General features: G+C 42.8%; 20 protein-coding genes. 9 read left to right on the forward strand and 11 right to left on the reverse strand.

Features of this window, described 5'->3' with window-relative positions:
• The first annotated feature begins 151 nt into the window (after positions 1 to 151).
• Positions 152 to 1,081, forward strand: a complete 930-nt coding sequence (locus tag ACVBJC_RS14855) for an SEC-C metal-binding domain-containing protein (protein WP_447161631.1) — start codon at positions 152 to 154, stop codon at positions 1,079 to 1,081.
• 38 nt (positions 1,082 to 1,119) lie between these two features.
• Positions 1,120 to 1,413: a SemiSWEET transporter gene (locus ACVBJC_RS14860; protein ID WP_447161632.1), complete on the forward strand. Its 294-nt coding sequence runs from the start codon at positions 1,120 to 1,122 to the stop codon at positions 1,411 to 1,413.
• A 136-nt stretch (positions 1,414 to 1,549) separates the two neighbouring features.
• Here the strand turns inward: ACVBJC_RS14860 and ACVBJC_RS14865 are convergent, their stop codons facing one another.
• The gene (locus tag ACVBJC_RS14865; RefSeq protein WP_447161633.1) at positions 1,550 to 2,194 is read right to left on the reverse strand and encodes a LysE family translocator; all 645 of its coding nucleotides are present in this window, start codon (positions 2,192 to 2,194) and stop codon (positions 1,550 to 1,552) included.
• A gap of 310 nt (positions 2,195 to 2,504) precedes the next feature.
• Between ACVBJC_RS14865 and ACVBJC_RS14870 the strand changes: the two genes are divergently transcribed.
• Complete coding sequence (locus tag ACVBJC_RS14870) at positions 2,505 to 3,026, forward strand: type II secretion system protein (protein WP_447161634.1); 522 nt, start codon at positions 2,505 to 2,507, stop codon at positions 3,024 to 3,026.
• 836 nt (positions 3,027 to 3,862) lie between these two features.
• Here the strand turns inward: ACVBJC_RS14870 and mnmE are convergent.
• From mnmE to rpmH, 5 genes are all read right to left on the reverse strand, one after another.
• Positions 3,863 to 5,224 carry a tRNA uridine-5-carboxymethylaminomethyl(34) synthesis GTPase MnmE gene (gene mnmE / locus ACVBJC_RS14875; protein WP_447161635.1) on the reverse strand — a complete coding sequence of 454 codons (1,362 nt, stop codon included), beginning with the start codon at positions 5,222 to 5,224 and terminating at the stop codon, positions 3,863 to 3,865.
• 118 nt (positions 5,225 to 5,342) lie between these two features.
• A complete protein-coding gene (gene yidC / locus ACVBJC_RS14880; RefSeq protein WP_447161636.1) occupies positions 5,343 to 6,977 on the reverse strand; it encodes a membrane protein insertase YidC in 1,635 nt (544 codons plus the stop codon).
• A 3-nt stretch (positions 6,978 to 6,980) separates the two neighbouring features.
• Positions 6,981 to 7,235 carry a membrane protein insertion efficiency factor YidD gene (yidD, locus tag ACVBJC_RS14885; protein ID WP_249000586.1) on the reverse strand — a complete coding sequence of 85 codons (255 nt, stop codon included), beginning with the start codon at positions 7,233 to 7,235 and terminating at the stop codon, positions 6,981 to 6,983.
• Complete coding sequence (gene rnpA / locus ACVBJC_RS14890; protein WP_086020069.1) at positions 7,202 to 7,558, reverse strand: ribonuclease P protein component; 357 nt, start codon at positions 7,556 to 7,558, stop codon at positions 7,202 to 7,204. Before rnpA ends, yidD begins: the two co-directional genes overlap by 34 nt.
• A gap of 14 nt (positions 7,559 to 7,572) precedes the next feature.
• The gene (rpmH, locus tag ACVBJC_RS14895) at positions 7,573 to 7,710 is read right to left on the reverse strand and encodes a 50S ribosomal protein L34 (RefSeq protein ID WP_011867659.1); all 138 of its coding nucleotides are present in this window, start codon (positions 7,708 to 7,710) and stop codon (positions 7,573 to 7,575) included.
• Positions 7,711 to 8,154: 444 nt separating this feature from the next.
• Here rpmH and dnaA point away from each other — a divergent pair, with 444 nt between their 5' ends.
• The 5 genes from dnaA to ACVBJC_RS14920 all read left to right on the forward strand — a co-directional run bounded on the left by dnaA (position 8,155) and on the right by ACVBJC_RS14920 (position 15,433).
• Entirely contained in the window at positions 8,155 to 9,540 is a 1,386-nt protein-coding gene (dnaA, locus tag ACVBJC_RS14900) for a chromosomal replication initiator protein DnaA (RefSeq protein ID WP_447161637.1), read from the forward strand.
• 19 nt (positions 9,541 to 9,559) lie between these two features.
• Positions 9,560 to 10,660, forward strand: a complete 1,101-nt coding sequence (dnaN, locus tag ACVBJC_RS14905) for a DNA polymerase III subunit beta (RefSeq protein WP_447161638.1) — start codon at positions 9,560 to 9,562, stop codon at positions 10,658 to 10,660.
• A gap of 119 nt (positions 10,661 to 10,779) precedes the next feature.
• A complete protein-coding gene (gene recF, locus ACVBJC_RS14910) occupies positions 10,780 to 11,862 on the forward strand; it encodes a DNA replication/repair protein RecF (protein WP_447161639.1) in 1,083 nt (360 codons plus the stop codon).
• A 16-nt stretch (positions 11,863 to 11,878) separates the two neighbouring features.
• Positions 11,879 to 14,296, forward strand: a complete 2,418-nt coding sequence (gene gyrB, locus ACVBJC_RS14915; RefSeq protein ID WP_447161640.1) for a DNA topoisomerase (ATP-hydrolyzing) subunit B — start codon at positions 11,879 to 11,881, stop codon at positions 14,294 to 14,296.
• 93 nt (positions 14,297 to 14,389) lie between these two features.
• On the forward strand, positions 14,390 to 15,433 hold the full coding sequence (locus ACVBJC_RS14920; protein WP_447161641.1) for an HDOD domain-containing protein: 1,044 nt from the start codon (positions 14,390 to 14,392) through the stop codon (positions 15,431 to 15,433).
• Between the two features lie 70 nt (positions 15,434 to 15,503).
• On the opposite strand, the gene glyS is transcribed toward ACVBJC_RS14920, so the two are convergent.
• Positions 15,504 to 17,573 carry a glycine--tRNA ligase subunit beta gene (glyS, locus tag ACVBJC_RS14925; protein WP_447161642.1) on the reverse strand — a complete coding sequence of 690 codons (2,070 nt, stop codon included), beginning with the start codon at positions 17,571 to 17,573 and terminating at the stop codon, positions 15,504 to 15,506.
• An 11-nt stretch (positions 17,574 to 17,584) separates the two neighbouring features.
• The gene (glyQ, locus tag ACVBJC_RS14930) at positions 17,585 to 18,490 is read right to left on the reverse strand and encodes a glycine--tRNA ligase subunit alpha (protein ID WP_447161643.1); all 906 of its coding nucleotides are present in this window, start codon (positions 18,488 to 18,490) and stop codon (positions 17,585 to 17,587) included.
• Between the two features lie 117 nt (positions 18,491 to 18,607).
• Between glyQ and ACVBJC_RS14935 the strand changes: the two genes are divergently transcribed.
• A complete protein-coding gene (locus ACVBJC_RS14935) occupies positions 18,608 to 19,168 on the forward strand; it encodes a DNA-3-methyladenine glycosylase I (protein WP_447161644.1) in 561 nt (186 codons plus the stop codon).
• Positions 19,169 to 19,186: 18 nt separating this feature from the next.
• Here ACVBJC_RS14935 and ACVBJC_RS14940 read toward each other — a convergent pair whose 3' ends face one another.
• The 3 genes from ACVBJC_RS14940 to ACVBJC_RS14950 all read right to left on the reverse strand — a co-directional run bounded on the left by ACVBJC_RS14940 (position 19,187) and on the right by ACVBJC_RS14950 (position 24,042).
• On the reverse strand, positions 19,187 to 19,852 hold the full coding sequence (locus tag ACVBJC_RS14940) for a hypothetical protein (RefSeq protein WP_447161645.1): 666 nt from the start codon (positions 19,850 to 19,852) through the stop codon (positions 19,187 to 19,189).
• Positions 19,853 to 20,075: 223 nt separating this feature from the next.
• Positions 20,076 to 23,270 carry an amidohydrolase family protein gene (locus ACVBJC_RS14945; protein WP_447161646.1) on the reverse strand — a complete coding sequence of 1,065 codons (3,195 nt, stop codon included), beginning with the start codon at positions 23,268 to 23,270 and terminating at the stop codon, positions 20,076 to 20,078.
• Between the two features lie 334 nt (positions 23,271 to 23,604).
• Positions 23,605 to 24,042, reverse strand: coding sequence for an MOSC domain-containing protein (locus ACVBJC_RS14950; RefSeq protein ID WP_447161647.1), 438 nt, complete (start codon positions 24,040 to 24,042; stop codon positions 23,605 to 23,607).
• Positions 24,043 to 24,053 lie beyond the last annotated feature (11 nt).

Here is a 24,053-nt window from a genome sequence, read left to right on the forward strand (position 1 = left end):
CATCGCGACATTCAATATTTCGCTCAGTATCGACGACTGTTCGATAGTTACCTTGTATTCAAGATAATCGTTACCACTGTATTGAGTGGGGCTTTAGCTTTCTTTTTGAGTGTTCTAGAATGCTAAATCACTTATGAACCTTGAATGTAATATGAAGTTAGATGAGATAGTAACGACGCTAAGTCGTGGCGACTTAACAGAGCTCCCGGTTGACGCTATACAAGCCGCTAGGCTGCAGTGGCCAGAATTACTGCCCGTTATTGATGAGTTAATGCAGGCATTTATTGCTAAAGAAGCATTGACTGATCCAGAGGCTAACCTGTTGTTCTTCGGTATTTGTCTTATTATCGATCGTAAGCAATTTAGCTGTTTTGATTCTCTGATCAATTTAACCAATAAAGACGACTGTAATAGTCCTTTAGATGCACTACTGGGTGACTTTATTGGTTCTGAGCTTTCTACTGCTTATTATATCTTGGCTCAAGGGAAACCTGAGCAACTTTGCCTTCTGGTTAACTCTGAATGCGCTGGAGAAATAGTTAAAATGGCTGCTTTAGGGGCACTATTTTCACAGCTTAATAGTGGCCAAATCGATAAAGAGACACTTAATCAAAGTATTCCTGACTTTATCGATAACCTTGTTGCCTATGAACATTCTATAGCCCTGTTTGAGCTGACTAATTTATTGATTTCTAATCAGTTCAATCAATATCATACCCAAATGGTAGAGTTAGTCGTACGTAAAGTGATAGATGAAGGGGTCCTTGAAAATCAATGTATTATTGATTGGGACAACAACAGTATTGGCTACTCTGAATGGGAAAGTGGCCTGATAAGTGGTGAATTCGATATTATTGACTCGCTGAGTCAGTGGGCTGGTTTCAATAATGAATCAGAGATGAGTGATGAAGCTTTAATGGCGGTATTCGATGATCTTATGAATTCGCCGAATGAATTTGACGAAAGCTACTTTGAGAATATTGCTCCTCAGCAACCATTCATCAAAGATACTTTAGCTGGCCGCAATGATCCTTGCCCTTGCGGCAGTGGAAAAAAATATAAAAAGTGTTGTTTGAATTAAATATTGGCGCGATATAACAACAATAAAGAGGTGATAGTATGTCAATCATTGAACGAGTAGGCAAAGCACTAGAGCCTTTAATGTTAGCCATGGGACTGATTAGCCCACTTGCCACTTTGCCGCAATTGTACAAGCTTTTTTTCTCTCACAGTGAGCATGCCGCAGGTTTGTCACTTATTACTTGGGTGCTTTATGCCTTTATCGCATTGTTGTGGACGACATATGGTTTATATCATAAAAATCCAACAATTTGGGTGGGTAATAGCCTTGGTTTTATTATGTATATGGGAATGGTGGTTGGGATTATTATCCTAACAGGAGGCACGTTTTAATTTATATCTGCTTTTCGCTAAATATGCCGTTTTTTCTTTGCCAAAAAGCTGAAGATAGCTTCAAATGTTGACCGAATGCATCATGTACATAAAAAGCGGGATATACCCGCTTTTTTTGATCTCAATTTTGCTTATATCAACTGATATTTTGTACTTGAGAAGCCAGTAACCAAATGGCTAAAACAAAGAAGATCACACCCATAAACTTATTTTGATAAGTTCGGAACTTCTCATTCTTGAGTAATGGCTTGCCTACGCTACCAACTAAGGCCACCAGTAGTAGATTAAAGGCCAATCCCATCACGTTAAGCAGTAACCCAAGTGCTAGCATTTGTTCGCCTGAACTGGCAGTTAATTGAGTTGAAACGAATTGAGGCAAAAATAAAACGAAAAATATTAATGCTTTAGGGTTGAGTAGATTACTGACGACTGCACGGCGATATAAGAGCTTGGCAAGATTGTTCTGCTGCTCAATTTCAGGTGCCTGTGCAGCAGAGCTACGCATACAATCCCACCCCATTTTTAATAGATAGGCTGCACCTAGCACTCGCAGCACTTCGAGTGCCATTGGATTCATCGCTATTACTGCCGACACACCCATAGCGGCCAATAACGTTAAGACAAGTCCTGATGTTGCATTACCAAAGCTCGCGTAAACCCCTACTTTTTTACCGTAGCTAAGGCTAGAACTCGCTATCAATAGCATATCTGGACCTGGGATGAGTAGGAGGGCGACAACGGTTGTTAAATATAGTGGTAGTAAAGCCAAATCGATCATCATAAATGCGCTGTATAAAAGTAAGCAATCAAAACAAGGCGCGGATTCTACAGTGATCGTATTGGAATGAAAGTGATACAGCTTGTAAAAGCGCTCACTAGCTTGGCAGACTTTGTTTACGCATGAGTTATAGGGGGGAGTTATAGGTTGGTGTAATAAGCGATATTGTGTTTTATTTAGCTTTATAGGGCACAATTATGCGCTGTGCTTGTGAAAAGGGGATCTTTAATAAGAGTGAGCAGTATTTATTTCAAATTGTTTGTTAATTCAATATAATACTGTTCTCTTCTTGTTAATTAAAACGATGAACTTCATGCAGAAAAGTGGCTTTACACTAATAGAGTTAGTAGTGGTTATTGTTATTCTAGGTTTACTCGCTGTGACAGCTGCTCCTCGTTTTATTGATCTTCAATCTGATGCCAGGATTTCATCTTTAAAAGGTTTAAAAGCTGAAATGCACGGTGTTATGAATGTGCTTTACTCTAAATCAGTGTTGCAGGGGTTACAGAATAAGCCGCCAGAAGATAAGGATGATGCTACCGATGATGAAAATGTCATTATCATCGATGGCCAAAAAATACATTTAGCCTACGGTTACCCTGCTGCTGACTCCAAGAAAGCCTGGAGTATATTAATTATGGCGACTTTTACTGATTCTGTTTTCAATGCTGATGAGTACGGGGATTGGTATTTTCATAATAACGGCGGCGATAATTCCATTCGCTTTATGACCCAATCAAAAAAGTATAGTGGTGATAGTTGCTACCTAAAATATACAGAGGCCACAAGTCCCACTACCCCGCCTGTTTTTGAAATCGTTGATTCTGGTTGCTAATCAATTAGTTAGTAAAATCATTTTGTTTGAATCTGGATTTTAATATTACTTTAAATAAGTAAAGACTTAAGCTGCATAAGGTTTCACGTGGAACTATTCGCAAATAGTAAAAGATGAGACCGCTCTGCGGTAGTGTATCGCTTCTGAGGCAAGGTCATTAATTGTTCCTCTGTTCTACCTCATACCTCATTATAGTCGTGTATTCATGACATTCGACCTCCATGGTCTTAAGTATTCCTATTCCATACGCCTTAAAGACATTTCCCATATATCCCTGTGGAGGACATATTTTACGTATGTCAGGTAAATACAAGACAATGCTGATCTCAACAAGTTAAGCGTATAGTTGAGCCTAGCTTTATAGAGGGGATTTTGCGCATTTTAAAATTGGCGGAGTGTCAAAATAGGAGTTTAGATCAGCTATCTTATCAATCGGCCATAGTTGCTGATTTTTGTCTGTGATAACTTTTAAATTGAGTGCAATTCCTAGCGCGATCATAGGCTGCTTTTTCTGAGTATAACTTATCTAAGAAGATCAAATAATTCCAAAAATCAATATATTATGATCTTAGGTTTAATTATATAAAACCCATCTAAATCATTAACTTAAAAAGATGTCTAACTGTTGATTTAGATCTATCCACAGATCAATACAGCTTGTTGATATCTCTGTTGATACTTATCTCAGCTTTGATGATCTCGATCATTGTTTTTCTGCTTTTGATCATAATGGATCTTATCTGCAACATGATCGCTATTTAGATAAACAAAAAGCCACAGTAGTTAAGGCTACTGTGGCTTTATATTTTGTGGAATTATTCTTAATTCGAACTGTTTTACTTACCGATACAGAATGAACTAAAGATTTTGCCGAGCAGATCATCTGAGGTAAATTTACCCGTTATCTCAGATAGTGCCATTTGACACATGCGTAGCTCTTCGGCGAGTAGCTCACCTGCTTGATAGACCTCTAATTGCTCTTTACCCAGTAGTAGATGGCTACTTGCCAAGTCGAGTGCTTCTAAATGACGTCGACGAGCGATAAAGCCACCCTCAAGGTTACTTTGGTAACCCATCAATGATTTTAGGTGTTGCTTTAGATCGTCAACCCCTAGGCCTGTTTTAGCTGAGATCCGGTAAACGCTGTGGCCTGACTCGTGAGTTACCGCAAGATCTTCGCCGGTAAGATCGGCTTTGTTACGCACAACAGTTACGCCTAAATTACTTGGTAGGCGATCGATAAAGTCTGGCCAGATTTCGTGCGGGTCAACTGCGGGGGTTGTGGTGCCATCTACCATAAACAAAACGCGATCGGCTGTTTTTATCTCATCCCACGCACGTTCAATACCAATTTTTTCTACGGTATCGACAGTATCACGTAGGCCTGCAGTGTCGATAATATGCAGTGGCATACCATCTAAATGGATATGTTCACGTAATACATCGCGTGTGGTGCCAGCAATTTCGGTCACAATCGCTGACTCTTTTCCTGCAAGTGCATTCAATAGGCTTGATTTACCTGCATTAGGTCGGCCAGCTATCACTACTTTCATACCTTCACGTATGATAGAGCCTTGTTTTGCGCTGGCTTGAACCCCATCAAGCTTGCCAATAATGCCATTTAAAGATGCGGCAATTTTACCATCTGATAGGAAGTCTACCTCTTCATCGGGGAAATCAATTGCAGCCTCGACGTATAGGCGTAGGTTGGTGACCTTTTCTACTAGATCATGTACCTGAGTAGAGAATTCACCTTGAAGTGAGTTTAGAGCGCTTTTAGCGGCTTGTTCGCTAGTGGCATCAATTAAGTCGGCAATGGCTTCGGCTTGAGTGAGGTCAAGCTTGTCGTTCATAAAGGCTTGTTCGCTGAATTCACCGGGTTTGGCAATTCGCAGCCCGTCAACTTCCATCACTCGTTTAATCAGCATATCGAGAACGATTTGGCCGCCATGGCCTTGAAGCTCTAGTACATCTTCACCGGTAAAGGAGTTTGGACCTTTAAAGAATAGCGCAATACCTTGGTCGATAACTTCGCCGCTATCATCTTTAAAATCACAGTAGTCTGCGTAACGGGTTTTAGGGATATGTCCTAAAACGGCCATAGCAACATTACTCGCTAAGTCGCCAGATACGCGAATAATACCTACGCCACCACGCCCTGGAGCGGTCGCTTGTGCCACGATAGTATCTGTTGTCATTACTGTGTTTCCTAATCTGATTTTCAGAGTGAAGTTAAAAAATATTGTTTCTACATAGATAGCAAAAAAGCGGTCAATACTCAGTATTAGACCGCTTTTTGTTAGTCGGAGCTAAAGGTTATTTTAACCCTTTCTTCTCCAGACCAGCATAGATAATTTTCTGCTGGGTAATCGCTACTAAGTTACCTACCAACCAGTATAGAACCAGACCAGCTGGGAACCATAGGAAGAATACGGTAAAGATTACTGGCATCCACTGCATCATCTTAACTTGCATTGGGTCCATAGTCGGTGCCATTGGCTGCATCTTCTGCATAATGAACATCGAGATACCCATTAGGATTGGTAACACGTAGTAAGGATCTTGTACTGACAAGTCAGTAATCCATAGCATGAATGGCGCGTGACGCAATTCAACACTTTCTAGTAGTACCCAGTATAGTGCGATGAAGATAGGCATCTGTAACAAGATTGGTAGACAGCCACCCATAGGGTTCACTTTCTCTTTCTTGTACAGTTCCATCATAGCTTGACCCATCTTCTGACGGTCATCACCAAAACGCTCTTTCAGTTCAGCAAGCTTAGGCTGTAGATTACGCATTTTTGCCATAGAGGTGTATTGCGCTTTCGTTAGCGGGTACAGCAAACCACGAACTGTTAGGGTAATTAAGATGATAGCAAAACCCCAGTTACCAACGATTGAATGGAAGAACATCAATAGTTTGTAGATAGGTACAGCTAACCACCATAGGAAGCCATAGTCGACAACTAGGTTTAGTGATGGAGAAAGTGCTGATAGTGATTTTTGATCTTTAGGACCAACATAGAACTCAGCTGTAATGGTTTGTTCAGCGCCAGGTGCGATATCATGTAGCTCACCACGGAAACCAATATTAGCAAGGCCATTTCGTACACTAGAGAAGATAATATTCTTCTCAGTAGCAGGTGGTACCCATGCAGATACGAAGTAATGCTGCAGCATTGCAACCCAGCCACCTAGTGTAGAATCATCTAGGTTTTTATCAGCCATGTCGTCGAAGCTGTACTTTTCATAGCGAATGTCAGCAGTTGAGAATGCTGCGCCACGATAAGTAGGCATCATCATGCTGCTTTCGCTCTCCTTGATGCTGTGCTTAATCTGTCCATACATTTGAACTTGAAGCTGTGCATCTGAAGTGTTGTTAATTTTGTAATCAACAGCGATGTTGTACTTACCGCGAGTGAAGATAAATAATTTGGTATAAGTTACGCCTTTGTCACTAACATAAGTCAGTGGCACGCTAAGAGTATCTTGGCCATCAGCCAACTTGTACTCACGTGAAGCGCTATCAAAGTGAGCTCGACCTTTTACACTGCTGTCGATACCGTCACGACCAATAAGGCCACTTTGAGCGATATAATAGATATCGTTTGTTTGCTCTAGAAGAACGAATGGCTCGTCGCCGTTTTCCTCAAGGTTATGAGCAAGTAGGGCTGAGTAAACAATATCACCACCAATAGGATCAATTTTGATTTCTAGTTGGTCAGTAAATACGGTGATCAGTTCTTTAGATGCTGTTATCGCTTCAGGTACGGCTGAATCGGCATCAGGCACATCTGAACTATGGGCGTCAGCAACTGTAGAAGCTGGAATTGAAGACTGTGTTTGAGCTGCTGCCACCGGTTGAGGTGCTTTATCTGCTTGCCACTGTTGCCACAGTAGGAAGCTGACAAACAGCAAACCGATCAGCAATATATTGCGTTGAGATTCCATAACCTATTTATCGCACCTATGTTTTTTGTTAGGGACGGGGTCTTCTCCGCCCGGATGTAAAGGGTGACATCTTAATATGCGTTTCGCTGCGAACCAACACCCTTTCACTACTCCATGCAATCGAATTGCTTCGATTGCATAATGTGAACACGTTGGATTGAACCTACAACGAGGCCCCAGCATGGGGCTTATGAGTAGTTGGTAACCACGAATAATCGTAGTTGCTAGCCATTGTAACGGCGAGAGAGTTTTCGCCATAGCTTTTCTACTAAGTTTTTGAGTTCTGCGTTTTCCATATCAAGCACGCCATTTCTGACAAGCACAACGATATCCACAGCGGGTAGATCATGCTGGTGTAAACGAAAATTATCTCTAATTATGCGTTTAATACGGTTACGTTGGTTTGCTTTTTTGACATAACGCTTGGCAACAGTTAGTCCTAAACGAGGGTGTTGTTCAGAATTAGGAATTGCAAGTAAGGTTATTTCAGCGGAGGACGCTTTGATAGGTTTGGTAAATACAGATTTAAATTGCGCGGGAGTTAACAAACGTAACTCCCGCGTAAAGGTATAGCTAGTCACTTGCATTTCTACGGTTACGCAGAAAGACGAGCGCGACCTTTAGCACGGCGACGTGCGATGACCTTACGGCCACCTACAGTAGCCATACGAGCGCGGAAGCCGTGAGAACGCTTGCGCTTCAGGTTGCTAGGTTGAAAAGTACGTTTACTCATTATGGCAATCCGTCTTTGTTAGGTTAATAAACCTTAAACTCCAAAAAAGAGCTAAGGGCAAAAAAGAGGCCGAATTGTAATCACTTTAGTTATGCACGTCAACCATGAATGAGTGCAAGTGATTAAATATTGCCATCTCTGAATATATTCCGAAGCTTTAGAGCCACTAGAATATGTGGATAACTCTGTGAGTTACCACTACATCTTGTGGTTTCATAGATCTAAAAGCTGATCGAAAGCTTTCTATTATAGATCGATCTGGATCGCTTTATAAAGCTGGATTTGCAGCAGGAGCAATATTTTTTGATCGCAAGGGATCTTTTAAGATCGTGATCTTAATGATTAGTTGATCTATCTGGGGATAAATATATTTAAAGGATAGCGATCAGCGTGATCTCACTATAGAATAGGCCTCTTTTGTATGATCTTTTGGGGATAACTACAGTGGCGGTTTCACTTTGGCAACAATGTATCGCAAGGCTGCAAGATGAGCTACCTGCTCAGCAATTCAGTATGTGGATAAGACCGTTACAAGCAGAAATGGAAGGCGACACACTCGTCATCTATGCGCCTAATCGTTTTGTGTTGGATTGGGTTAGGGACAAATACCTAAATATCATCAACCAATTTTTTACTGAACAAATGGGTAGCGATGCGCCAAATTTGCGCTTTGATATCGGTAGCCGCCCGTCGGCTAAGCCAGTTGTTCAAGCCACTGCAGCAATAAGAACTAGCAGACCTGCTAGTAGAGAAGTTGTTAAGCCTTCTTTTAATACTCCGCATGCAGAGCCAATGGCGAATGCTAATCACCGCAGTAATATTAATCCTACTTACCAGTTTGATAACTTCGTAGAAGGTAAATCAAACCAATTAGGTAAAGCGGCTGCTTTGCAGGTGGCTGAAAATCCTGGTGGTGCTTATAACCCATTGTTCCTTTATGGTGGCACTGGTTTAGGTAAGACTCACCTATTGCACGCTGTTGGTAATGGCATAATTAAAAATAACCCGAATGCAAAAGTGGTTTACATGCATTCTGAGCGTTTCGTGCAAGACATGGTTAAAGCGTTACAAAATAACGCGATTGAAGAATTTAAGCGTTACTACCGTAGCGTGGATGCATTGTTTATCGATGACATTCAATTCTTTGCTAACAAAGATCGATCTCAAGAAGAGTTTTTCCACACCTTTAATGCATTGCTAGAAGGTAATCATCAGATCATTCTTACATCGGATAAATACCCGAAAGAGATCGACGGTGTTGAAGATCGTCTTAAATCTCGTTTTGGTTGGGGCCTAACGGTTGCTATTGAGCCACCAGAGTTAGAAACCCGTGTGGCGATCTTAATGCGTAAAGCGCAAGAGAGTGGCATTAACTTACCTGATGAAGTGGCGTTCTTTATTGCTAAGCGTTTACGTTCAAATGTACGCGAGCTTGAAGGCGCGCTAAACCGTGTTATTGCTAACGCTAACTTTACCGGCCGTCCGATTACTATCGATTTTGTGCGTGAAGCATTGCGCGATTTGCTGGCTCTACAAGAGAAGCTAGTCACTATCGATAATATCCAAAAGACGGTAGCGGAATACTACAAGATTAAGATGGCTGACATGTTATCTAAGCGTCGTTCACGTAGCGTGGCGCGACCAAGACAGATGGCAATGGCGTTATCAAAAGAATTAACCAACCAAAGTTTGCCTGAAATTGGCGATGCATTTGGTGGTCGTGACCATACAACTGTTTTACACGCATGCCGTAAAATTGCCCAGTTGCGTGAAGAAAGTCATGACATTAAAGAAGATTATGCTAACTTGATAAGAACTTTATCTTCTTAATATCAGGGATATTGAATCAATGAAATTTTCAATTGATAGGGACGCCTTGTTAAAACCGCTTCAATTAGTCAGTGGTGCGGTTGAAAGACGTCACAACTTGCCAATTCTGGCAAACCTTCTAGTCGAAGTGAGTAATCACTCACTTAAGTTGACTGGTACCGATTTAGAAGTCGAATTAGTCGGTGAAGTTCAGCTCGAAGGTGAGGTTGTAGAAGGTCGTACTACCGTCCCTGCAAAGAAGTTTTTGGATATCGTTAAGTCTCTGCCTGAACAGGTAGAACTTAAGTTAGAGCAGCAAGACAATCGTTTACTATTACGTTCGGGTCGCAGTCGATTTACGTTGGCTACTTTGCCAGCTGAAGAGTATCCAAATGTCGATGCTTTTGAGGCTGAGATTGAGTTTACCCTGAAGCAGGGCACAATGAAGTCGCTGATTGATGCGACGCAGTTCTCTATGGCTAACCAAGATGTACGTTATTACCTCAACGGTTTGCTACTTGAAACCGAAGGTAACGTGCTGCGCGCTATTGCTACAGACGGACATCGTTTGGCGCTAAGCCATCGTATGATCGAAGCCTCGTTACCTGAAAAGCAAGTGATTGTACCGCGTAAAGGTGTATTGGAGCTGATGCGTTCGTTTGAAGCTGACGATCTCGATGTCACTATTGCGATTGGCGACAATGCGATTAGAGCGACCACGGCAACAGCCACGTTTACCAGTAAGTTAGTTGATGGACGTTTTCCTGATTATCGTCGCGTACTGCCAAAGGGTGGCGACAAAATCGTTATTGCTAGTCGTCTTCAGCTAAAACAAGCGCTACTGCGTGCATCTATTCTGTCGAATGAAAAGTTCCGTGGTGTGCGGGTACAGCTTGAAAATAACTTAATTAAGATCACTGCTAATAATCCTGAACAGGAAGAGGCAGAAGAGATCTTAGATGTTGAATATGACAATACACCGCTAGAGATAGGCTTTAACGTCAGTTACTTACTCGATGTCTTAAATAACCTGCCTTCTGATGATGTACGTATTACCTTGATAGACGGCAACTCAAGTGCGCTTATCGACAACCATATAGAGCAAGACTCTATGTATGTTGTTATGCCAATGCGTTTGTAGTCTACAGCTCTCTCTTCTATAGCTATCAATGACTAACCTGATAAAGGCCTAACGGGTTTTTATCAGGTTAACTTCATAATGAGCCATAGAGCTCTCCTTCGTTGTTATAAAGGTCATCAATGAGTCTTAGCCGTCTTCATATTGAAGCTTTTCGAAATATAACCTCTGCACAATTGCTGCCGGGTGACGGACTTAACTTAATTTACGGTCAGAATGGTAGCGGTAAAACCAGCATTCTTGAGGCGATTTATTTCCTTGGAATGGGGCGGTCTTTTCGTAGTCATCTCTCACAACGTGTGATTAAGAATGACGATGATGCTTTGACCCTGTTTGCCAATATGGAGAACGGTGACGAGCAGAGTAAGATAGGTTTACGCCGATTTAGAAGTGGCGATATTGAAGTTAAAATTAATGGTGATAAAGTAAAGCGTTTATCGACGTTAGCTGAAACCTTACCGATCCAAGTGATCACGCCTGAGAGCTTTTCATTACTGTTCGAAGGGCCAAAATCCAGACGTCAGTTCATTGATTGGGGCGCATTTCATTCTGACCCTCGTTTTTATGCTGCATGGGTCAATGTTCGTCGAATTTTAAAACAGCGAAATCAGTTGCTCAGAGATGGTTCACCCTATAGTTCGATACAATTTTGGGATAAAGAATTTATTCGTTATGCTGAACTGGTAACCGACATAAGAAAGCAATATGTAGACTCGTTAAATGAGCTACTTAAGGGTATAATCGGAGAGTTTTTACCTCAGGTAGATGTTAAGGTTTCTTTCACCCGAGGATGGGATGCGAAAACTGAGTATGCACAGCTACTCGAGACGCAATATCCTAGAGATTTAGCCACAGGCTATACCGTCAGCGGGCCTCATAAAGCGGACTTAAGATTACGAGTAGGAACCCTACCCGCTCAAGACGCTTTATCTCGTGGCCAGTTGAAACTGTTAGTCTGTGCGTTACGCATTGCACAGGGAAAGTTGCTCAAACAACAAATAGATAAAAAAAGTATTTATCTGGTGGATGATCTTCCATCGGAATTGGATGCACAGCATAGAAAACTATTGTTACAGCAATTAGCTGATACCGGGGCACAAGTTTTTGTCACGGCTATTGAGCCTGCAGCAATAGTGGATTCGTTAATCACGCCGCCAAGTAAGATGTTCCATGTGGAACACGGTTGTGTAACGGTAATTGAATAACCGACGAGAGAATAATATGTCAGAGAATAGTTATGATTCTTCGAGTATTAAGGTTCTAAAAGGCCTTGATGCGGTACGTAAGAGACCAGGAATGTACATCGGTGATACCGATGATGGTACAGGTCTACATCACATGGTATTCGAAGTGGTCGATAACTCTATCGATGAAGCGTTAGCGGGCCACTGTAACGACGTCATTATTACCATTCATGCCGATGGTTCGGTATCAGTGCGAGATGACGGCCGTGGTATCCCGGTATCGATCCACGAAGAGGAAGGTATCTCTGCTGCTGAAGTTATTATGACCGTACTTCACGCTGGTGGTAAATTCGATGATAACTCTTATAAAGTATCGGGTGGTTTGCACGGTGTTGGTGTATCTGTTGTAAACGCGCTCTCTTCTAAATTGCAAATGACCATTCGTCGTGAAGGCAAGGTATACGAGCAGTTTTATACTCACGGTGTACCTGATGCACCAATTAAGCCTATCGGTGAAGCGACTAAGACAGGTACAGAAATCCGCTTTTGGCCAAGTACAGAGACATTCACTGATGTCCTGTTCCATTTCGATATCTTAGCTAAGCGTGTTCGTGAATTATCATTCTTGAACTCAGGCGTGGGTATTCGTCTTGTAGACGAGCGCGATAACCGTGACGAATTCTTCAAGTATGAAGGTGGTATCAGTGCATTTGTTGACTACTTGAATGTTAACAAGACACCAGTAAATAAAGAAGTATTCCACTTTATTCAAGAGCGTGAAGACGGTATTACCGTTGAAGTGGCTATGCAGTGGAACGATGGCTTCCAAGAGAATATTTTCTGTTTTACTAACAATATTCCACAGCGCGATGGTGGTACTCACTTAGCGGGCTTCCGTGGTGCATTGACACGTAACCTAAATAACTACATGGAACGTGAAGGTTTTAACAAGAAAGGTAAAACTGCAGCTACGGGTGACGATGCTCGTGAAGGTTTAACTGCTGTTATCTCTGTTAAAGTACCCGATCCTAAGTTCAGCTCACAGACTAAAGACAAGCTTGTTTCAAGTGAAGTTAAGTCAGCTGTTGAGCAAACAATGGGTGAGCAGTTAGGTGATTACCTAATGGAGCATCCAAACGAAGCGAAATTGATCGTCGGTAAGATTATCGATGCTGCACGTGCTCGTGAAGCGGCGCGTAAAGCTCGTGAAATGACTCGTCGTAAAGGCGCATTAGATTTAGGTGGTTTGCCAGGTAAGCTTGCTGACTGTCAAGAGAAAGATCCTGGTCTTTCTGAAATTTACATAGTGGAGGGTGATTCTGCGGGCGGTAGTGCTAAGCAGGGTCGTAACCGTAAGAACCAAGCGATTCTTCCACTTAAAGGTAAGATTCTAAACGTAGAAAAAGCCCGTTTTGACAAGATGTTATCTTCTCAAGAAGTGGCAACACTGATTACTGCACTAGGTTGTGGTATTGGTCGTGATGAATATAACCCTGATAAAACGCGTTATCATAACATCGTTATCATGACCGATGCTGACGTCGACGGCTCGCACATTCGTACACTGCTGTTGACCTTCTTCTTCCGTCAAATGCCTGAGCTGATTGAGCGTGGTTATGTTTATATCGCGCAGCCACCTTTGTACAAGGTGAAGAAAGGTAAACAAGAGCAGTATCTGAAAGATGATCCTGCGTTGACAGAATACTTAACAACGCAAGCATTAGATAATGCCAATATCTATCCGTCTCAAGGTGCACCAGGCATGTCTGGTCAACCGCTAGAGCGTTTAGTTAATCAGTATCGTGAAGTTGAAGCTATCATTGCTCGTTTAGAGCAACGTTACCCAACTAATATCACTGATCTAATGCTATATCACCCAGCAATCACTAATGACATGTTGAGTGACGAAGCACAAGTTAAAGCCTGGGCTGATGCATTTGTCGCTGATCTTATTGATAAAGAAACTGGCGGTATCTTATATAGCGCTGAGCCAGTACTTGATCCTGAGCGTCAGGTTTATTTGCCAAAGATTACCATCCGTAAGCACGGTATCGATACACACTATATGTTCTCGTATGACTTCTTCCAGTCTACTGATTACCAACGCATCGTTAAGATGGGTAGCGAAATCAACGGCCTAGTTGAAGACGGCGGTTATGTACAACGTGGCGAGCGTACTAAAGATGTTGTCAGCTTTGTTGAAGCGCTAGAGTGGTTGATGAGCGAATCGAAGCGTGGCTTATACATTCAGCGTTATAAGGGATTGGGTGAAATGAACCCTGAGCAGTTGTGGGAAACTACAATGGATCCTGAGTCACGTCGTATGTTGCAAGTAACCATTGAGGATGCGATTGGTGCTGATCAACTATTTACTTGTTTGATGGGTGATCAAGTTGAGCCTCGTCGTGAGTTTATTGAAGCAAACGCGCTTAATGTGGCAAACCTCGACGTTTAAGTTTAGTTTTATCGGTAAACTTAAATATTGAGTAAAGTCGGTGCTATATGCACCGATTTTTTTTGTTAAAAACCCCGTACTGGTCATAAAAAATTGTTTAGTAAAGCGCTAAAAAAACTGTTTAATATCAGAGAGAAGGTTGTTATTGAGCAACCAAAGAGCTTTAGTGGCTCCATGGAACACTTTCAATCCACACTCAGTGAGCCTAAGCCAATAAAAGCGCAGGCAGCAACAGATGTTGCTGATGTGACGATAGACCTTTCTGCATTGTTCTATAGCCTGTTATTCCCAAGCACCCAGCTAAATGGCACAGCAAACGAGCTTGAAAAAAGTGTATTTAGACGTGTTGAAGCCGCTCTCACATCCCCCAAGGCAATTGCTGATCGGGTATTAAAATTGCCGACGCAAATAGCGGCATTAGACCAGCAGCTCGCCGATGAGAATAGCGATACTAAAGTACTGTTAGCTCTAATCGAGCGAGATCCTGTCTTGAGTGTTGAGGTATTAAAGCTATGTAACTCGCCACTGTTTAGACGCAGCGATAAAGAGATCACTAGCTTACAGCTGGCTTTAGTGCAGCTTGGACGTGAGCAGATGCGACGTTTTGTTACTACTGCGATGATGCGTAAAGTTATTGATATTAAACCTATTTATTTTCGTCGTTTCGGCAGTCAAGTATGGCGCCACTCTATGCAAGTGGCTTACTTGTCGAGTGAGCTTGCTCAAGAGGAAGCTGATAGTGCATTTTTATTAGGCTTATTGCATGACGTGGGTAAGATTGCGATTTTTAAGCTGTTATTAGAAGCATTTAAACAAGCAGAACCCGGTGAACAACCTTGCTCTAGTTTATTTCGGCAGGTAATGACAACCAAGTCTTTGAGTCTCAGCGCGCTACTGGCTCGCTATTGGGAGTTACCGTCATTATTTGAGGCAGAGCTCAGCCGTTTAGCTGTCATTGATTCTAAGCCTGCTGGTGGGCTTGCTGAGGTGGTTTGGCGCGCTAATCTTATCAGTGAATGCTCTATGCTATTTGAAGCGGGTAAGTTACAGCCGGAGCAATTAGAACGCTTGTTATTTGAAGCGAGCATAGACCGTGAAACGTTTGAGCAGCTGCATTTGAAACTTGTGCAGTTTTAAGTTTGTTCCTAAAAAGTCCCAATAAAAAACGCGCCAAAGGGCGCGTTTTTATTATTCAGCTACTCAGTGTTTACTGAAGGAGTGAAATATCAGCGGCATGTAAGAACTGCTCACGTAGGCTAGAAAGTAGCGCTAAGCGGTTATTCTTAAGTGCTTCGTCGTCAGCCATAACCATGACATCTTCGAAGAATGTATCAACACTCTCACGCAGGCTCGCAAGCAGTGCTAGCGCTTCTTGATAGTTAGCAGCCGCAAAAAGCGGTGCTAGCTGTGGCTGAAGCTCTGCAAGTTTAGCTGCAAGCGCCTTTTCAGCATTTTCGACAAGTAGTGTGTCATCGATAGCTGCTGGTAGTTCACCTTCAACTTTAGCCAAGATGTTTGATACACGCTTGTTGGCTGCTGCCAGTGCTGATGCTTGCTCTAGTGTTCTAAAGTGAGCAACGGCTTTAATGCGGCTTTCAAAATCAGCTGGTGCAGTAGGGCGACGAGCGAGTACCGCTAGAATAACGTCGACACTCACACCTTGATCTTGATACCAAGCACGGAAACGACCCATGAAGAACTCAAGTACTTGCTCTGCAACGTTTTCGTTAGTGAGGTTCTCGCCGTGTAGTTCTTGTGCTTTAGCAATTAAATCAACAAGATCTAGTGGCAAGTTGTTCTCTAAACAGATACGTAGCACACCAATTGCTGCGCGGCGCAGTGCAAATGGATCTGCAGCGCCTTTAGGCGCTTGGCCAATACCAAAAATACCCACTAGCGTGTCGAGCTTTTCTGCCAGTGCAACACAAATAGAGATAGGTGCTGTCGGTACGGTATCGCCAGAGAATTTCGGCTTATATTGCTCAGATAGAGCAACCGCAACGGCTTCAGTTTCACCGTTAAGGCGTGCGTAATGCATACCCATGGTGCCTTGAAGATCGGTAAACTCCATCACCATGTTAGTCATTAAGTCTGACTTAGACAGTAGACCCGCACGCGCAGCTTCTTCGCTGTTAGCATTAATGCTGCTAGCAATATAACCCGCTAAAGCAGATATACGTTCAACACGCTGTTTAATGGTGCCAAGCTGCTTTTGGAATACAACGGTTTCTAAGCTGGCAAGGCGTGCTTCAAGCGACTCTTTCTTATCAGTTTCAAAGAAGAACTCAGCATCGGCAAGACGTGGGCGAACCACTTTTTCGTTACCAGAAATAATCTGCTGTGGATCTTTTGACTCAATGTTAGTCACAAAGATAAAGTTTGGTAGCAACTGACCGGCATTATCAAATACAGGGAAGTATTTTTGATCGCCTTTCATGGTGTATACCAAGGCTTCTGCTGGTACGTCTAAGAACTTTTCTTCGAAGCTGGCCGTTAATACAACTGGCCACTCTACGAGAGAAGTCACTTCTTCTAGTAAGTCATCTTCAAGATCGGCTACGCCGCCAATCTTAGCTGCAGCAGCCTCAGCACCAGCTTTAATAATCGCTTTACGCGCTTCATAATCCGCTAATACTTTACCTTTCTCTTTAAGAGCAATAAGGTAGTTGTCAGCATGATCTAGCTCGAAGCTAGACTCACCCATAAAGCGGTGACCACGAATCACGCGATCAGATTTAATACCTAATAATTCACCATCAACCACTTCGCTACCTAGTAGCATAGTCACCGTATGGACCGGGCGGATAAATTGAGTCGTGTTGCTACCCCAGCGCATAGGCTTAGGAATAGGTAACTTATCTAAAGAGCGCTGCGCCATATCGGCAATCAGGCTTTTAGTTTCAACACCAACAACACGCGCTTGGTGCAGTAACCATTCACCTTTGTCAGTCTTAAGACGCTCAGCTTGCTCAACAGTAATACCGTTACCACGAGCCCAGCCCATAGCGGCTTTTGTTGGGTTACCGTCAGCATCAAAAGCTTGAGCAACAGCAGGGCCGCGCTTTTCAACAACTTTGTCTGCTTGTGCCTGTGCAAGTTGGTTGATGCTAATAGCTAGGCGACGCGGCGCTGCATGCCATACCGCAGACTCAAAGCTTAATTCTGCTTTAGCTAGCTCTTCGGTAAAGTTGGCTAAAAAAGATTCGGCTAGCTTACGCAGTGACTTTGGTGGTAACTCTTCTGTGCCTACTTCAATAAGTAAGTTTTCAAAATTCATCTGTTATTCCTCTACTTACACATTGGGAAGCCAAGCGCTTCACGGGCCTGATAGTAAGACTCAGCTACGCCTTTAGCCATGGTACGAACGCGTAAGATATAACGCTGGCGCTCAGTAACAGAGATAGCGTGGCGAGCATCTAGCAAGTTAAATGCATGAGAGGCTTTCATTACTTGCTCATAAGCAGGTAGTGGAAGTGGCTTTTCTAGTGTCAATAAACGCTCACAAGCTTGCTCACAGTCGTCGAACATCTTGAACAGTACTTCAACATTGGCATGTTCGAAGTTATAAGTTGATTGCTCAACCTCGTTCTGATGGAAAATATCGCCGTACATGATCTTGCCCATTGGGCCATCGGTCCATACAAGGTCGTAGACGCTGTCTACTTCTTGAATGTACATCGCTAGGCGCTCAAGACCGTAAGTAATTTCACCTGTTACGGGCTTACACTCTAGACCACCCACTTGCTGGAAGTAAGTAAATTGAGATACTTCCATGCCGTTCAGCCAAACTTCCCAACCTAGACCCCAAGCACCAAGAGTCGGAGATTCCCAGTTATCTTCTACGAAGCGCACGTCATGCACATTCATATCAACACCAAGGGCTTCTAATGAGCCTAGGTATAGTTCTTGAATGTTACTTGGCGATGGCTTTAGTACTACTTGGAATTGGTAGTAGTGCTGAAGACGGTTAGGGTTTTCACCGTAACGGCCATCAGTCGGGCGACGACATGGCTGAACATAGGCACTGCTCATTGGCTCTGGGCCTAATGAACGTAAGAATGTCATCGGGTGGAATGTACCGGCACCGACTTCCATATCTAATGGTTGAACGATTGCGCAACCTTGCTGCGCCCAGTATTCCTGCAGGGTCATAATGAAGCCCTGGAATGTTTTTACGTCGTGTTTCGTCGTCATATCCGCTTGTCTACTGCCTGGAAGCTTTAATAGAAAATGGTTTCGATTATACCTTGTAGAATAACGCTTATGTAGGTTATTTTTTATCTTACTGACGATAAATTTAGGATTAAGGTTATGGAAGTAACGCGTTGCGGTTGGGTTAGCGCTGAACCCATCTATCAAGAATACCACGACAAGGTATGGGGAAGGCCGGTTTTTGATAGTAGAGAGCTGTTTGAAAAACTGTGTTTAGATGGTCAACAAGCAGGATTATCTTGGATCACTATCCTTAAGAAACAGCAAAATTATGAGGCGGCATTTGCCAATTTCGACCCTAAAATAATCGCAACATTCGATGCCCAAAAAGTCGAAGAGTTATTGCTTAATCCTGGAATTGTACGCAATCGTTTAAAGGTAAACTCGATCATCAGAAACGCAAAAGCCTACCTTGAATTTGTTGAGCAGGGTAATGATTTCTCAGCATTTTTGTGGGGTTTTGTTGATGGCTCACCCAAGGTCAACCACTTTACATCTATGAGTGAATTGCCGGCACAAACTCCAGCATCTGAAGCCATGTCTAAGGCATTAAAAAAGATGGGATTCAACTTTGTCGGCCCGACAATTTGCTACGCCTTTATGCAGGCTGTGGGCATGGTCAATGACCACACTACGGACTGTTTTTGTTATAAAAAATAACACTCATATCTTAAACGTTTAAGGCTGTGTCATCAGAAGTTGTGATGGGTCTTCTGAGTGCAAATAGATAGCTTTAAACTCGACTTCACCCGTTGTACTTTCAGAGGTATTTACAAAGCTAATATTGCTATCAAACTCCTGTATCAATTTTTTGTTTTTTGCAGTCAATTCGTTAGTGATAAGAGACAGGGCGCAGATTCGTCCAGAACAGACAGTATGCTGTTCATAGATAGCTAAGTCTTTTAGGGCGATTAATTGCTGATTGAGTTTTTCTTGTCGATTAATCGCAAGCTCACTATTTGTGTTTGCGCTAGAAGTTTGCTCGATAAAATCTGCCATACCGACTGTTAATACATGGGTCAAGGCCGCGCCATCAAGAGTACCTTGTTCATTTACAAAGAATGCATTTATCGAAGCCTCATCGACGAGTTTGGTGTATTGATTGTTGAGGCTATCAGGCTGCTGTGTAGAAAGTTGTTGTTTTTGCGTGATTGCCTCTTGTTTCAATCGGTTGCTATCGGCATTTGTTTCCGGTTCTTTTTGGCTCTCTAGAGTTAATGTCTTTTCAGTCGTAAATTGTGGGGTTTGAGTTGTTGTATCTGCTGAGTTTATAAACTGTATTGTGACAATGATAGATAGTGCAGCGCTAACTATAGCTAAAGCAATTACTCTATATGTACTCATGTTTTTATTCCCTAATGTGTAAAGAGTTCCATTCCCTAAGTTTTAATATAATGTATTAGCTAAAGTTAATGAAGGCATTTGAATAAAGGATGTTCCACGTGGAACATCCTTTTTTATTGTTAGCTTTTGGGCTAATAATGCAATTTTTGAATCAAAAAATAATTTCCCTCAAATTTAAAAAACCACAGCTAAGTTACTCAGATTTTAAATTAAAAATTGAAATTTATTCTTCAAAAAAGAACGCTTCTCTCTGCTTACCTCTATTTTTCGAACCACCATTTAATTGGTCCATTGTTTCTGCATTAAACAGTTTACCGTTAACCATGGTGTAAGTTACTCGATCGGTTACGCGAATATCTTCTAGCGGATTACCATCGATAACGATTAAGTCGGCTAGCTTACCTTGCTTGATTGAACCAATTTGGTGATCCATTGCAAAGTGTTTCGCTGGGTTGATGGTGGCCGTTTTTAGAACCTCAAGATTACTCATCCCGCCTTGAGCAAACATCCACATCTCCCAATGAGCGGCCAAACCTTCACGTTGACCATGGGCACCGATATTCGCTTTGATGCCTACTTCATTTAACTCGTTAGCAACGCGAGCCACATTGAAGTGGTTGTAATGCTCATCGGGTGCAGTAGGGCGACGCATGGAGCGGGCGTCTAAAATATCCGACGGTACATACATAGAAAGACGTGGGTGAGCCCAAACATCTGTCTTATCGTACCAATAGTTCTCACCTGAAATTCCGCCATAAGCGACAACGAGTGTTGGCGTATAGCCCACATCGGTTTGTCCCCAGAATTGTTTTATATCGCTATAAACATTGGCTGCTGGTAGCGAGTGTTCAATACCTGTATGACCATCGGCGATCATGGTGAGGTTGTGTTGCAGCAAGCTTCCGCCTTCAGGTACAACCATCATCTCTAGCTCGCGTGCTGCAGCAATAACTTGTTGGCGTTGATTACGACGAGGCTGGTTATAACTCTTTACACTGAAAGCACCGACTTTCTTGAGGCGCTCTAGGTGGAATTTTGCATCATCGAGTGAATCTATATGAGAGGTATAACCTGGTATGTTTGCGCCATATAAAATGGTACCGGTTGAGAATATACGCGGACCTGCAATATTACCGGCTTTCTGTTGCTCTGAAGCGGCAAAGATTTCGGTAGTATCATTTGATGGATCATGAATCGCCGTCACACCTAATGATAGGTTTGAATACAACTCCCAGTTTTGTTGAGGGATGATTTCATTTTCCCCTTGGGCACCGTGAGCATGGGCATCGAATAAACCAGGCATCAGAGTTTTGCCTTTGATATCGATGACCTTAGCATCGCTAGGAATATCAATTACAGAGGCAGGGCCAACGCTAACAATATGGTTATCTTTGACGATAACCGTACCATTTTCGATTACTTCATCGTTTTCCATGGTGATGATGTTGCCGCCAACGAAGGCGATTGTTCCACGTGGAACATCGGCCTTTTGAGTGAAACCAAGATCGGTAATCGTTGGCTTAACTTTGTTATCTTCAGCCTGTTCATTATATTGAGTATCTACATTCACCTGATACAACTCAGGACCAAGGGTCCAATACAGTTGATCGCTGTCGTTGTTCCAACTAATACTTTCACCCGCACGAACACTTAACTGCTCAACAGGAAGGTTGCTCGCCTTGGGACCAATCTGAATTGTTTCGCCGTGTTTGGCAAAGGGGGTAACGAAAACTTTAAAGCGTTCGGCAAAAGCTAACTGTTTACCATCGGGTGATACTCTAAACTCAGTTGCATGCTTACTGGTGTAATGCACGCGTTTCTCGAAACCGTTTAAGCCAATTGAAGCTAGCTGTGGTGTTTCACCGCTTTCCATAAAATAGACGCGGTCGTTATCGGCACCAAACTGTGGTTGGTATCCTTCGGCTGTAATCTTAGTATTGTTATCACCATCAATATCGACTTGGTAAAGGCCCGTTTCTTGAGACCAGGTGCGCGGGGTGATGTAACCGCCTTTGGCTTTACGGTAAACCACGGTCTCACCATCAGGAGAGAAGGTGGGTTCGACATATTTCCCCGGCTCTTCGGTGAGTACCTTTACGCGCTTATTACGTACGCTTGCTAGGCTCACTGTACCTTGCTCTTGGTCATCCCAAGTGGTGAAAACAACACTCTTGCCATCACGAGACCATTGTGGAAATAGTTCTCGCAGTTCACTATCGAGCTTAGTGAGTCGTGACATTTTGCCATCGGGTAAACTCTTAACCCAAATCTTACCTAGTGCTTCAAATGCCACCTTGCTTCCATCTGGTGATACTTGAGCCATGCGCAGCATCTTCACATCGAACACATCTTTATCTAGATCCTGTTGGAAACGTACCGCTGGTTGAACTGCGCGCTCAGTTTTTACCGTAAATGGAATTTGCGCTACCGACTTAGACTCAACCTTAAGCTTGTTGATTTTACCCTTGGCCCAAAACACAATCTCTTCGTTATCGGCAGTCCAACTCATGGTTGGATATACCCCATGAATAGCCCAGGTTTCTTGCATGTCACGGTCTAATTCGCCATATAGCTTTTCTGTTTCACCGGACTTAAGGTCGAGTAGATATAGTGAAGACTGAAAACCGTCACGCTTTATGTAAGCAAGCTTTTTACCATCTGGACTAGGTGTAGGCCTAATGGCACCGCCAGTGCCCTCGATAAGCACTTCGATATCACCTGTTTGAGTATCGTAACGCTTTATCTTATAGATGCCTTTTACTGAGTCTTTTGAATAGTGGAATGTCTTACCTGGTGTCGCATCTTGGCTAAAGTAGATGTAACGACCATCTGGAGAGTAAGCGGGTTCACCTAAGTCTTTCTGTTCGTTAGGACGTTCTGTTAGTTTGACGCCATCACCACCTGCTACGTGATACATCCATACTTCACCTGCACCCAAGCTTCGACTTCCAGTAAAGTGCTTACGCGCGACGAGATATTGCCCATCAGGGCTCCAGGCAGGACTGTTTAATAAACGGAAGGTTTCTTTGGTTACTGGGCGAGGGTTGCTACCATCAGCTTCCATGATCCAGATATTGTCGCCACCATCTTCATCAGAGGTGAAGGCAATGTATTTACCGTCAGGGCTGTAAACTGGCTGCATCTGCCAAGCGATACCTTCAGCTAGTGGTGTTGCTTCACCACCTGCAATAGGCATTTGATAAATATCACCTAACAGATCAAACACCACATGTTTACCGTCAGGGCTAACACTAACGTTCATCCAGGTTCCTTCATTTACTTCAATCTTTACCTGTTCTAAGGGGGCATTCGCTGGTGCATTAACTTGCCAGGCTTGTTTCTCTTCTTCGGCAATTGTTGGAGTACTGAAGCTAAGGGCAATAGCTGCATATAGGGGGGTAAGCTTATTGTTTAACATGCTAATCCTATGATTCTTGTTATCGTTATAAAGGAGTGACTTCAGGTGTCTCTTCTTAATTGTTGGTGATAGTGCTTAACTGGACGTTAAATCGTGCAACAGTTATCGCACAATTTGCTTAACAGTAAAACAAAAAATCTGTTTCAATTAGTTAAGTTAATACAAGGAAGAAGCGGTCGAGTGTGCGGGGTGTTTGATTGGTTAAGTGTGCAATTGAATAAGGTGAGTATTGTAAGTTAATAGATTTAGATTGGTGGATAGGTGCTTGGCAATAGCTGTTATGAGCAGCTGGGTATTGCTCAGTTATAGCTTAGATAGGCGGCTATAATCATGGCTATATCAATGCAACGTTGTCAGCTATTTTGATATTAGAACCGATGATAACTCTGCAAGTAACGCCACCACGCCAATCTGGCAATAACGCTTTTTCGAGTCCAGGGTAGGCTTGTTCCATCTTCTTACAGGGATCCGTTTCGCCGGTGATCTCCAAAACAAGTTTGCCAATGACAAGTTGCTTACCGACATCTTGTGCAGAGAAACTTATGTCATTGATGAGTAAATTTGCACGGCGGGTAAACCAGGGAAGTTGTTTGTCAATTTCATTGCAAGCGAGCTGCCATTGCTGAATAGACATCACTGTAACTTGGCGATTACCTGGGCGACCAAAGATGTCGTTTTCAACACCTTTGGCTTGGGTGACCTCGGCTTGTTCGACCGTGATCATAGGTCCACGCTTTTCAGTTTTAAATGCAATACCAATTAATGATGCCATGATAATTCCTT

The organism is Shewanella sp. 0m-6 (assembly GCF_052977325.1).

What these genes read in the sequence shown, in the direction of transcription:
- ACVBJC_RS14855 (WP_447161631.1), top strand. Translation starts at nt 152, where the DNA reads ATGAAGTTAGATGAGATAGTAACGACGCTAAGTCGTGGCGACTTAACA.
- ACVBJC_RS14860 (WP_447161632.1), top strand. Translation starts at nt 1,120, where the DNA reads ATGTCAATCATTGAACGAGTAGGCAAAGCACTAGAGCCTTTAATGTTA.
- ACVBJC_RS14865 (WP_447161633.1), bottom strand. Translation starts at nt 2,194, where the DNA reads ATGATGATCGATTTGGCTTTACTACCACTATATTTAACAACCGTTGTC.
- ACVBJC_RS14870 (WP_447161634.1), top strand. Translation starts at nt 2,505, where the DNA reads ATGCAGAAAAGTGGCTTTACACTAATAGAGTTAGTAGTGGTTATTGTT.
- mnmE (WP_447161635.1), bottom strand. Translation starts at nt 5,224, where the DNA reads ATGACAACAGATACTATCGTGGCACAAGCGACCGCTCCAGGGCGTGGT.
- yidC (WP_447161636.1), bottom strand. Translation starts at nt 6,977, where the DNA reads ATGGAATCTCAACGCAATATATTGCTGATCGGTTTGCTGTTTGTCAGC.
- yidD (WP_249000586.1), bottom strand. Translation starts at nt 7,235, where the DNA reads ATGGCGAAAACTCTCTCGCCGTTACAATGGCTAGCAACTACGATTATT.
- rpmH (WP_011867659.1), bottom strand. Translation starts at nt 7,710, where the DNA reads ATGAGTAAACGTACTTTTCAACCTAGCAACCTGAAGCGCAAGCGTTCT.
- dnaN (WP_447161638.1), top strand. Translation starts at nt 9,560, where the DNA reads ATGAAATTTTCAATTGATAGGGACGCCTTGTTAAAACCGCTTCAATTA.
- recF (WP_447161639.1), top strand. Translation starts at nt 10,780, where the DNA reads ATGAGTCTTAGCCGTCTTCATATTGAAGCTTTTCGAAATATAACCTCT.
- gyrB (WP_447161640.1), top strand. Translation starts at nt 11,879, where the DNA reads ATGTCAGAGAATAGTTATGATTCTTCGAGTATTAAGGTTCTAAAAGGC.
- glyS (WP_447161642.1), bottom strand. Translation starts at nt 17,573, where the DNA reads ATGAATTTTGAAAACTTACTTATTGAAGTAGGCACAGAAGAGTTACCA.
- glyQ (WP_447161643.1), bottom strand. Translation starts at nt 18,490, where the DNA reads ATGACGACGAAACACGACGTAAAAACATTCCAGGGCTTCATTATGACC.
- ACVBJC_RS14935 (WP_447161644.1), top strand. Translation starts at nt 18,608, where the DNA reads ATGGAAGTAACGCGTTGCGGTTGGGTTAGCGCTGAACCCATCTATCAA.
- ACVBJC_RS14940 (WP_447161645.1), bottom strand. Translation starts at nt 19,852, where the DNA reads ATGAGTACATATAGAGTAATTGCTTTAGCTATAGTTAGCGCTGCACTA.
- ACVBJC_RS14945 (WP_447161646.1), bottom strand. Translation starts at nt 23,270, where the DNA reads ATGTTAAACAATAAGCTTACCCCCCTATATGCAGCTATTGCCCTTAGC.
- ACVBJC_RS14950 (WP_447161647.1), bottom strand. Translation starts at nt 24,042, where the DNA reads ATGGCATCATTAATTGGTATTGCATTTAAAACTGAAAAGCGTGGACCT.